The organism is Enterobacter sp. 50793107 (assembly GCF_001463365.1).
Taxonomy (GTDB): domain Bacteria; phylum Pseudomonadota; class Gammaproteobacteria; order Enterobacterales; family Enterobacteriaceae; genus Enterobacter; species Enterobacter cloacae.
The window spans coordinates 1-9,250 of sequence record NZ_LNII01000169.1; the positions used below are offsets into that span (position 1 = coordinate 1).

At 57.4% G+C, this 9,250-nt stretch carries 10 protein-coding genes and 2 pseudogenes; 2 read left to right on the top strand and 10 right to left on the bottom strand.

Annotation, left to right across the window (positions count from 1 at the left end; all coding sequences use genetic code 11):
• Positions 1–416: EAL domain-containing protein (locus tag APU11_RS27490; protein ID WP_239691345.1), on the top strand; the 416-nt coding region annotated here is incomplete at its 5' end.
• Positions 417–444: 28 nt separating this feature from the next.
• On the opposite strand, the pseudogene APU11_RS27495 reads toward APU11_RS27490, so the two are convergent.
• The 9 genes and pseudogenes from APU11_RS27495 to fecI form a co-directional block, all read right to left on the bottom strand.
• Positions 445–697: pseudogene (locus APU11_RS27495) on the bottom strand (IS66 family transposase); the annotation flags it as partial.
• 49 nt (positions 698–746) lie between these two features.
• Positions 747–1,040: an IS66 family insertion sequence element accessory protein TnpB gene (tnpB, locus tag APU11_RS24505; RefSeq protein ID WP_007898888.1), complete on the bottom strand. Its 294-nt coding sequence runs from the start codon at positions 1,038–1,040 to the stop codon at positions 747–749.
• Positions 1,041–1,138: 98 nt separating this feature from the next.
• A complete protein-coding gene (gene fecE, locus APU11_RS27810; RefSeq protein WP_004152282.1) occupies positions 1,139–1,906 on the bottom strand; it encodes a Fe(3+) dicitrate ABC transporter ATP-binding protein FecE in 768 nt (255 codons plus the stop codon).
• Positions 1,907–2,863, bottom strand: coding sequence for a Fe(3+) dicitrate ABC transporter permease subunit FecD (gene fecD / locus APU11_RS27815; protein WP_004118246.1), 957 nt, complete (start codon positions 2,861–2,863; stop codon positions 1,907–1,909).
• Positions 2,860–3,858: an iron-dicitrate ABC transporter permease FecC gene (fecC, locus tag APU11_RS24520; protein WP_004118243.1), complete on the bottom strand. Its 999-nt coding sequence runs from the start codon at positions 3,856–3,858 to the stop codon at positions 2,860–2,862. The genes fecD and fecC overlap by 4 nt, the downstream gene beginning before the upstream one ends.
• Positions 3,855–4,757 carry a Fe(3+) dicitrate ABC transporter substrate-binding protein FecB gene (gene fecB, locus APU11_RS24525; protein ID WP_007898890.1) on the bottom strand — a complete coding sequence of 301 codons (903 nt, stop codon included), beginning with the start codon at positions 4,755–4,757 and terminating at the stop codon, positions 3,855–3,857. The genes fecC and fecB overlap by 4 nt, the downstream gene beginning before the upstream one ends.
• Positions 4,758–4,801: 44 nt before the next feature.
• Positions 4,802–7,126, bottom strand: coding sequence for a TonB-dependent Fe(3+) dicitrate receptor FecA (gene fecA, locus APU11_RS24530; protein WP_022652364.1), 2,325 nt, complete (start codon positions 7,124–7,126; stop codon positions 4,802–4,804).
• Positions 7,127–7,212: 86 nt separating this feature from the next.
• Complete coding sequence (fecR, locus tag APU11_RS24535; RefSeq protein WP_023304425.1) at positions 7,213–8,166, bottom strand: ferric citrate uptake sigma factor regulator FecR; 954 nt, start codon at positions 8,164–8,166, stop codon at positions 7,213–7,215.
• A complete protein-coding gene (gene fecI / locus APU11_RS24540) occupies positions 8,163–8,684 on the bottom strand; it encodes an RNA polymerase sigma factor FecI (RefSeq protein ID WP_016151347.1) in 522 nt (173 codons plus the stop codon). The genes fecR and fecI overlap by 4 nt, the downstream gene beginning before the upstream one ends.
• 136 nt (positions 8,685–8,820) lie before the next feature.
• Between fecI and APU11_RS29070 the strand changes: the two are divergent.
• Positions 8,821–8,890 (top strand): annotated as a pseudogene (locus tag APU11_RS29070) (hypothetical protein).
• A gap of 164 nt (positions 8,891–9,054) precedes the next feature.
• On the opposite strand, the gene APU11_RS24545 reads toward APU11_RS29070, so the two are convergent.
• Positions 9,055–9,250 (bottom strand): IS1 family transposase (locus APU11_RS24545; RefSeq protein WP_057992179.1); only part of this gene is annotated, 196 nt, incomplete at its 5' end.

A 9,250-nucleotide genomic window follows, 5' to 3' on the forward strand; every position in this document is an offset into this window, starting at 1 on the left:
ATTTTCTGGGGGTTCATCAGCCGCGGAACTCATCAAGGCGCGGGAATAAAATCCCATTCAGACGCCGGATAGATTCAAGCAAGCCAACTTGTCGTCAAAATCGGTGTTGCAAAAACGGGAGTGACCATAGATTCCGTTTGCCAAGCGGCCCCCATATTGAATGGCTGACGGTACTGGATTTCGATGAGATAAAAATAGACCGTATTTTTATTGCCAATATTGATGACCCGGTGAAGCGAGCGCTACTTGTTTCTGTGGTGAAAGGGTTACGTGGTACTGGCAAACCACTGGTGTTTGAAGGGGTGGAAACGCCAGGACAGTTTGAATTCGTCCGTTCTCTTGGCCCCGGTTACCTAGTTCAGGGCTGGTATACCGGAAAACCCGAAACAATATCTGCGATGAATATTCAGGGTTAAAACGATACGGGGCCCGGCCCGTATCGGCAACCCGACCCGTCAGCGTATCGCTTTCTGTCTGAAGCCGGTTCAGGTCGGCTTCTATCTGCGCGATGCGGCGGGAGATTTATTCAGAACGACTGCCGAAGTTCATCCGGCGAATCTTATCCAGCTGCGCCTGCAGATGGTCTATTTCGCGCTCCCGGTCGGCCTGCTTTTCCAGCAGGGCGCGGTTCAGCGCTTCCTGTTCGGACAGGCGCTGTTTCAGCAGAAGGATGTCGTCAGGGGGAGGTGTTGTTCATAAGCCCGCATTTTACCAGGCTTATTCAACGACAACCAGGATAAAGAGGCCTACAACATGGTCAGGGACGTAAGCAGTCTTTTAGGCTGCCGCCAGTCGATGCCTTCCAGAAGCATTGCCAGCTGCGCCGGGGTCAGGAACACTTTGCCATCGCGGGCAGAGGGCCAGGCGAAGCGGCCGCGTTCCAGCCGTTTGGTCAGCAGGCACAGCCCGTCGCCGGTGGACCACAGCAGTTTGACCTTACTGCCGCTGCGGCCCCGGAAGATGAAGACATGGCCGGATATCGGGTCATCTTTCAGCATCGTCTGCACCTTTGCGGCGAGACCATTGAAGCCGTTGCGCATGTCGGTGATACCGGCAACCAGCCAGATTTTGGTGCCTGTTGGCAGGTGGTTATCACTTCCTTTATCTGTCCTGTGATGATCCTTATGACTTCGCCAGACTACTTCACCACACACATGGGTCTGCCAGATACCGGTTCGGGATGGATTTCCGCTTCTACGCTGAACACCGTCTTTAGAAGCTCTGGTTTCATCACTGCTTCCGGAGCACCTTGCGCCATCACGCGACCGCTTGCCAGTACCACCAGATGATCGCAATAGCGGCTGGCCTGATTCAGATCGTGGAGTACCGTCACTACGGTTTTCCCCTGCCTTTTGAGTTCAACCATCAGGCGCATCAGTTCAACCTGATGATTGATATCGAGGTAGGTCGTAGGCTCATCAAGAAGAATGAGTGGGGTATCCTGTGCCAGCACCATCGCCAGAAACGCACGCTGGCGCTGGCCGCCGGAAAGCTGGGTTAACCTGCGGTCAGCCAGATTGCGCGTCCGGGTCTGACTCATTGCCACGTTGACCCGCTCGTTGTCTTCCGCGGAGAGTCGCCCCCACAACGACAGCCACGGGCTGCGGCCGTAGGAAACCAGTTCCCGTACAGTGATCCCCTCGGGGGATAAATGGTGTTGCGGCAGTAAAGCCAGGCGGCGAGCCAGCTGGCGGGCGGAAAAACCGGCTATGGGTTTTTCATCAAGCAATATCTCGCCAGAGTCTGGTGTTAACAGGCGAGAAAAACAGTTCAACAGCGTCGATTTCCCGCAACCGTTAGGGCCGAGCAGGGCCGTGATTTTTCCGGCAGGCAGGGCGAGAGAAAGTCCATCCAGCACGGTTTGTGCGCCATAGCTGACGGTCAGATTTTCAGTACGTAATCTCATTTATCGCATTCTCACAAGCAGCCAGACAAACCACGGTGCGCCGATAATGGCGGTCAGCACGCCTGCCGGAAGCTCCAGCGGCGGATGAATGATTCGTGCCAGCAGATCGGCAATGACCAGCAACAACGCGCCCGTCAGGGCCGAAACGGGCATCAGCCAGCGGTGACGCCCGCCGGCGATCCTGCGCACCATGTGCGGCACGACGAGACCAATAAAACTTATCGGGCCACAGACGGCCACGCCGGTTGCTGTCATCGCGACAGCCAGCATCAGCCCCTGGAACCGGGTGCGCTGAACCGACACGCCGAGCGTGGCTGCTCGTGCATCGCCCAGCGCCAGCAGGTCGAGATCGCGACAAAAGCGCAGGCTCAGCGGCAAAAACAGAATGAGCAACGGCACGGCAATCTTCACAAAGTGCCAGTCGCGCCCCCATAAGCTACCCGTCAGCCACAGCAGGGCACTGTTTACATCCTGCGGGTGCAGGAGCATCAGGTAATCCGTCAGGCTCGCCCAGCAGGCGGAAAGCGCCACGCCGGTGAGCGCCAGCTTCATCGGCTGGTGGGTCTTTGCCAGCATCTTCAGCAAGATCAACCCCGCCATACCGCCCGCAAAGGCCAGCAGCGGCAGCACCATCACGGATAGTGATGGCATAAGAAGCAGTGCTCCCACAGAGGCAAGGCTGGCGGCATGGTTAATGCCGAGAATATCCGGTGATGCTAGCGGGTTACGCACAATCCCCTGTACCAGCACGCCCGCCACGGCGAGGGCTGCACCGACAAACAGTGCCAGCAGCAAGCGCGGCAGTCGGTACTCCATCAATACATAATAATGCTCGCGTCCGTCCTGCCAGTCGGTCAGCAGCGCGCGCCACGGCACGGGGATCACCCCCATATGGAGTGATAACAGCGCACAACCTGCCAGGGCAAGGGTGATGAAAATGACCAGCGCAATTTTCATCCTCGCCTCCTCACCAGCCAGACAAAGCAAGGACTGCCAATCAGCGCCAGCACTGCGCCTGCGGGCAGATCGCCGGGGAAGGCCAGCGCGCGTGCGAGTACATCTGCCATCAGCATCAGCGTGGCCCCCAGCAGCATGCTCACCGGCAGTACGTTGCGCTGATCGAAGCCTGCCCAGAAGCGCGCCAGATGTGGCACCAGCAGGCCGATAAACGCCACCGGACCTGCCACACTGACGCACGCGCCAACCAGAAGCAGCACTAACATATTGATGATCAAACGTAGTCTCGGCAGGTTCACTCCCAGCGTATGGGCGGTACTGTCGCTGACGTTGAGCAGGTTCAGTTGATTCGCCAGCAGCAACACGACAGGGACTGCAGTGACCACCACCGGCAAGAGCTGCCAGACATCCTGCCAGTGGGCGTGGGACACTCCGCCTGCCAGCCAGTAAAAGATGCCGTAAGCATGATCTTCGGCCAGCAGCAGGGTGATGCGGGTCAGGGCCATACAAAAGGCCGACAGCGCGATACCCGCGAGGATCAGTTTGTTTCTGTCCTGGGTATGACGAAACCCGCCTCCTGCGGTCATGACCAGCAGCCAGCTCACGCCGCCCCCGCATGCCGCGATGAACGACAGGGAATAGCCTGCAACCGGCGTCGGACTCAGCGCGCTGGTAAGCGCCATAGCCAGCGCCGCGCCGCTGTTAATGCCGAGCAGTGAAGGAGAGGCCATTGGGTTGTGGGTCAGGGTTTGCAGCAGCGTGCCCGCGAGCGCCAGGCTTGCGCCGATCAGAACGGCGACCAGGCTTCGCGGCAAACGAAGGTTTTGCACCAGCGCTTCTGGTAGCGTTGGCGTGTGTCCAGGCAGCAGGGCGCGGATTGCGTCTGCTCCGGAAACAGGAATGGCCGAGTAGCAAAACAGACTCAGCCAGAAAATAATAATAAGTACTGCAACGGGAAGCCCCCACAGCAGCACCGGGTGTTTTAGCGCGGTCATTTCACATCGGTAAGCGGCTGATGGTGGAAGATTTTTACCGTGTCAGCGGCAATACGCTCTGCGGCAAAAATACCGCGCATCCGCGCCCAGGCGTTACTGTCGACTGAAGCAACCTGCTGCTTCTGCGCGGCGGTTAATATCTGCCAGAGCGGATCTTGTTGCCAGCGTTTAACAATGCTCTCTTCGCGATAGTGGGCAACCAGCAGCCAGGCAGGATTGACCGCCAGCAGTTGCTCCAGGCCGATGGACGGCATGGACGCGCCCGCCATCGCAGCGGGAACGTTCAGCCCCAGAGAAGCCAGCACGCTGCCGGTCCAGGTCTCCTGGGTATGCAGGTTGAATAGCTGTTCGCGTGATGTGCCAAAGGCCACGCGTGTCCCTGTGGGAAGCTGGCTGGACCACTGCGCCATCTTCTCTTTATGTTGTTCCAGACGCGCCTGCATCTCTCGTTTTTTACCTACCACTTCGCCGATGATAGCCGCTGAGTGCAAATTTTCAGCGTAGGTTTCGTTGCGGGACTTAAGCAGCAGTACCGGCGCGATTTGCTGCAAGGCAGTGTAAATCCCCGCATGGCGACTGCTGTCGGCAATGATCAGGTCTGGTTTCAGGGCAGCAATGGCTTCCAGGCTCGGCTGCGCGCGCGTTCCGACGGACTGCCACGGTTTCAGGTGCGCACGCACTTCGGGCAGGATGCGTTTTGCATCGTTATCGTCGGCAATACCGATCGGGCTGACGTCCACGGCGGCCAGCGCATCGGCGAACGAGAGTTCCAGCACCACAATCCGTTGTGGCGTTTTATCGAGTGTAAACGTGCCGTGTTCGTCCTGAACCGTGGCGGCAAAGGCGTGGCCGATCACCAGCAGCAGGCCTGCAAAAAGAAAACGGATAAATGCCAACATAGTCACATTCCAGCTAAAAGCCCGGCAAGCCGGGCGTTAACACATCAGAACTTCAACGACCCCTGCATATACAGCGTGCGCGGCTGGCCTGCGTAGATGCCTTTGTTGTTGTCGTCATAAGAGCGGATGAAGTAGTCCTGGTCGAAGATGTTTTTCACACCGAACGCCAGGTTCAGATCTGCCATCTGCGGGCCAAAGTCATACGCCACGCGTGCGCCCCAGAGCATGAAGCCGGGAATGCGGCCGGTACTGCCGTCGGCGCTCTCTTTCACCGTATTGGCGTTATCCGCAAACTGGCTGGACTGGAAATCGCTGTTCAGATTGAACGTCCAGTTGCCCGGCTTGTAGTCCACGCCCAGCGTGCCTTTATGTTTCGGGGAGAATGGCACCTGATTGCCATAGGTGTCGCCTTTCTCGCGGATTTCCGCGTTCACATACGCATAGCTGGCGTAGACGGAAACGTTATCAAGCGTTGGCGTTAGCGTACCCAGGTCGTAACGTGCCTGCGTTTCCAGCCCGGTATGGCGCGTTTTGCCACGTGCAGTGACGGTGTCGTTGGTCTGGTTGGAGTCGTACTGATTGTTAAAGTTAATCAGGAACAGCCCCATTTCCGCCGTCAGCGCGCCGTCATCGTAGCGGGTACCGAGTTCCCAGGTTCGCGCTTTTTCCGGTTCCACATTGCCGCTTTGCACAGCCTTGCCAATCTGGCTGTACTGTACGGTGCCGAACGAGCCTTCAGTGTTTGCATAAAGATTCCAGCTATCAGTCAGGTGATAGAGCACGTTCAACGCCGGAAGCGGTGCGTTATAGCTCACCTCTTCGTGCGTGCCTTTGATGGCGTTGTTCTGGTATGACTCGATATGTTCGAAACGCATACCCGGCGTGATGGTCCAGTTGCCGATGTCGATTTTGTCATCCAGATACCAGGCGTGCGCCTCGGTGCCGGAACGCGTGTCGCGGTCGTAAGGGCTTGAGCCGGACGGCAACTGCCCGCTGCTGGTGGCGGTGTAGTAACGCATTTCATGCGTTGATTCATTCACATAGCGATAGCCCACGCCCACTTCGTGCGCGGAAGGGCCGATCATAAAGCTCTGGCTGTAGCGTGGCTCAATACCGCGCACCCAGTAGATACGCGGCGAGAGGGTGATGCGTTTGCCTTGCTCCAGGTAGCCGCTGCGCAGGGTTTGGGTGTAGAACCCCTGAATGTTGAATTTATGCTGGCTGTCCGGCTGGAACTGGTAGCCCAGGCTCGCCAGCTTGCGACGGCCCCAGAAGCGGTCATACGGGCGGGTGGATTGCCAGCGATCGGCGTCGTAATCCGCGCGGGACAGGCCGCCGGGCATGTCGGCTTCACCATCGTAATATTGCAGCAGGCTGTTGAAGGTGTGCACCTCATTCGGCGCATATTTGCTTTTCAGCATCAGGTCGTCGATGCGGGTGGCGCTGTGCTCGCGCCAGTCACTGCCGCGCGTGCCGGAGTAGAGCAGCGCGGTGCCAAAACCGTTGTCCGCTGTGCCGCCCACCATCAGGTTGTGCGTCTCTTTCGGGTTGTTTTGTGAAGAGGTTGGGCTGAGCTGACCTTCCACCCCCGCCTCGATACCAAAGTCCTGCGGAATGGCGCGGGTAACAAAGTTCACCACGCCGCCCACGCTCTGCGGTCCGTAACGCACCGCACCACCACCGCGCACCACGTCAATGGCATCCATGTTGCCGAGCGAAACGGGAGCCAGTGAAAGCTGCGGCTGACCGTAAGGGGCAAAGGGGACGGGGATGCCGTCCATCAGGACGGTCGAGCGGCTGGCGAGGCGTGGGTTCAGGCCCCGGATGCCAAAGTTCATCGCCAGGTCGTGGCTGCCGGTGCCGTTGTTTTCCGGCGCGCTGACGCCAGGGATGCGGTTAAGCACCTCACGCATGGTGGTTGCGCCGGTTTTGGCGAAATCCTCACGGCGGATCACGTCACGCGCGCCAGCATGTTCAAATACGTCGTTTTCACGCGCATCGCCCAGCCAGTCGCCGACCACGGTCAGGGCATCTTCTTTTGGCGCGGGCGCGGTCTCCAGCGTCCAGCTGTTATTTCTCAGCGGTTTTACCTGCAGTCCGCTGCCGTCCAGCAGTTGTTGCAGGCCGCTCTCGACGTCGTAATCTCCGTGCAGGCCGTTGCTCTGCTTGCCGCGCGTCAGGCTGGCGTCAACCGAGAGGGTAATTCCGCTGTGTGCGGCATACTGATTGAGCGCTTTGTCGAGCGATCCCGGTGCGATATCAACCTGTGCAGCAAAAGCGGAAAACGAGAGACCGGCCAGCGGCAGCAGGCTCAGGCGAATGGCGTTAACCAAAGGTGTTGTTTTACGAAAAACGCGTAACGGCGTCATACCTTCTCCATCATCATTTTTGTTGTGTTCAGCTATGAGTCGAACGAGAAGGGTAAAAAGGACAATCGAAATGAGAATTATTTTTCTTACAGCGGTGAAATGTTTATCCAGTACCGCGTAATAGACTGAATTTTAACGGGAAGCGTTTGAGCGATAACGTTCAGGATCGCATCGGTATTTTTCAGCGGGAACGTCCCGCTCAGGCGCAGCCCGGCAACGGCGGGATCGCAGCGCAGCACGCCGTTGCGGTAACGGCTTAGCGTGGCTATCACCTCACCCAGCGGTTTATCGCTGAAGCTCAGGATGCCCTTCGTCCAGCTTGTACTCTCGTCATCCAGCGGTTTCACTGCGCCAAACTCAGAGGCGCTGAACTGCAGGCTTTCACCAGCGTTCACGATGCGTTTTTGCGCGGGGGCACTGGCGAGAAGCACTTCCACGGCGTGCTGCTGCACGTCAAGCTGCGTGAAATTATCCTGCTGGCGGACGGTAAATTCTGTCCCTAAAGCGGTGAGTTGGCCCTGACGGGTCAGGACGCGGAAGGGGCGTTGCTGCGCATCTTTCGCGGTAGTAATGGCGATTTCACCGTACCAGAGCCGGACGGTGCGCTGATGCGCATCAAAACGCACATCCGCCGCGCTTTGGGTATTCAGCGTGAGCAGGGAGTCATCTTCCAGTTGCTGACGGCTGACTGCGCCTTTGGCGGTGCGGTAATCTGCCCGCAGACCTTCGCCGGTTTCCGACTGCCAGAGTTGCCAGCCTCCGCCAGCGCCGAGCAACAGCAGTAATCCTTTCATCACGTGACGGCGGGTGAGGCGGGTATCGTGCAGCGCCCGGCTGGCAACGTCGCCAGGCACACCGCCAAGCTGGTTGCGCAGGTTTTCAACCTGCTGCCAGGCCCACTGGTTATCCTGATCCTGTTCATACCACTGTTGCCAGCGCGCTTCCTGTTGTGGGCTGACGCGCTCGCCGCTTAGCACGGCATACCAGTGGGAAGCTGAACGCAGCGCCTGACGGCGGGAATCGGTTAACGAAGGATTCATAACCCATGCTCCAGACGAAACAGCAGGCAGTGCTCGACGGCTTTCGCCACGTATTTTTTCACGGAGCTGACGGAAACACCGAGTTTGTGCGCAATCTCGCTGTATGTCAGGCCATCCAGTTGCGAAAGCAGAAACGCTTCACGTGTTTTTCCGTTTAGCCCGTCCAGCATGCTGTCGACGAGTTGTAGGGTCTCGAGCTGGCTTTCGCGTTCCTCAGGTGAAGGCGCTACCCCCTCCGGCATAAGCGCCAGCATCTCCAGATACGCTTTTTCCAGCGCGTTTCGGCGAAACAGGTCCACCATCACGCGTTTGGCGATAGTGCACAGGAAAGAGCGAGGATCGCGGATCGTCGAGAGCGTTTCGCTGCTCATTACCCGCAAAAAAGTGTCCTGGGCAATGTCATCTGCATCAAAGGCAGACTGGAGTTTGCGCGTCAGCCAACTTTTCAACCAGCCGTGATGGGTGCCATAAAGCGACTCGAACGTTAAGGAAGCTGTGGAAGTGGCACGGTCAGACATGCGGAGTGCATCAAAAGTTAATTATCACGTAGCCATATTAATATGAGAATGGTTATCATTACAATTGGAAATAAAATTGTTTCCAATAAACATTTTTAACATGTTGTTTTTCTAAGTGTTATAAGGTAGGTATAAAATGGGATGGATCCTCTGCTTCTGGCATCTGTCGGTCAGAATGACATCATGATGTGGTCTGCTATTATTGACATCCTCCCCGCCCTTTAGGGCGGGGAGGATGTCAACTATGAGTGTTGCCTGAAATGTCGCCAGCCCCCGGTACAGCAGAAGTATCTCGGGCTTTCTGCGTTTGCTCCTGGTGGGTATGGCCCCCGCAAGCGGGGGTTATTGCTAACTGGGTAATGACTCAAAATTATTGATAGTGTTTTATGTTCAGATAATGCCCGATGACTTTGTCATGCAGCTCCACCGATTTTGTGAGCGACAGCGACTTCCGTCCCAGCCGTGCCAGGTGCTGCCTCAGATTCAGGTTATGCCGCTCAATTCGCTGCGTATATCGCTTGCTGATTACGTGCAGCTTTCCCTTCAGGCGGGATTCATACAGCGGC